Source organism: Cryobacterium sp. MLB-32 (assembly GCF_000738085.1).
In the GTDB taxonomy this organism is placed as follows: domain Bacteria; phylum Actinomycetota; class Actinomycetes; order Actinomycetales; family Microbacteriaceae; genus Cryobacterium.
In genome coordinates this window covers 1-1,120 of record NZ_JPRS01000597.1, presented here as the reverse complement: position 1 = coordinate 1,120, position 1,120 = coordinate 1, and the positions used below count along the sequence as shown (strand labels likewise).

Sequence of the window (1,120 nt, the reverse complement as noted above, 5' to 3'; positions counted from 1 at the left end):
GACTTCTGACGGCCGATGTGAGCACGTACTTCATTGATCCGCGCGGCAACTTCATCTAGCTTGGCGTTGATCAATACCACCACGGTCTTGGTCGCTTCTGAGTCAAGAGCGCGGAGTAACGACAAGTCGATCTTCAAGTCCTTGAGAACCTTGTCGACATTCTCTTCATCGCGAAGGGTGCGAAACGAGAGCGCCCTCACTGAGGTCAACTTGCCAAGGAAGGTCTCGATCTGACCCCGGAGATCGACGAGGAACTGACCCTGTTCGGGCGACAATTCCTCAATCGACGTGGTGAGATCAACCAGCTGTTGGCGATGGCTCTCCTCAAAGTACCCACCGAGCCGGTCGATCACGCTTCTGAGCGCACTCAGATTCTTTACCGCCGCAGATTCGAACACCGCAGAGACGTTCTCAGCCGTTGCTTTGTTGACCTCCGAAACTGAGCAAAAGGGGCAGTTTTCCGATAACTCGAGAAACGCTTTCCCCTTGGACTGCCAGGTGATCCAACCAGCGGGGTCAGCACTTTGCAGAAATCCCGTGTAGCCGCGCAAGGGCTTCGGGATATTCTCGAGCTTTCCGCCGATCCCTATGGCCTTGAAGCCGCGGCTAGTCTTCGAGATTGCGCCTGCCTTAGTCACCCCGAACGCATCGTGCAGATCGGTAAACGCGGATAGGGCCTCATCGAAGGACTCCTGGTACGTGAATGCGTCCTTCAGGGCTTCGAAAAGGGACTCAATTTGCTCGATCCCTTTTTGATACTCAACAGTGTTGATGAAAATTTCGAAGCTGTTCTTGAGGACCTCGTCGCGTTGGAATACGTATTGTGTTACGTAGGCGTCATCGAAAACCATGATTTTTTCGAGGCTGTCGGCGCCATGGACGCTTGGTTTGACATCACCGTTTCCGCCCCGATATTTAAACGGCAGAAGCTCATCGAGCGCTCCGGTTTCTTGAGAACGCAACATGAGACAGCGCGCGATGGTGCTCTTGCCTACGCCATTGGCCCCGTACTTGATATTCAAGGCAGATCGTCGGAGTGTGATCTCCGCTTGGGTGATGCTGTTGCAATTTCGGATCGTGACTAGGAAATCCTCAGCCAACTCATCAACCAGTAAATTCA

Annotated in this window: 1 protein-coding gene; it reads right to left on the bottom strand. The window is 53.3% G+C overall.

Features of this window, described 5'->3' with window-relative positions; translation table 11 throughout:
• A partial coding sequence (locus JF66_RS20145) for a hypothetical protein (protein WP_197059520.1) occupies window positions 1–1,022 on the bottom strand: 1,022 nt, incomplete at its 3' end.
• Window positions 1,023–1,120: the final 98 nt, after the last annotated feature.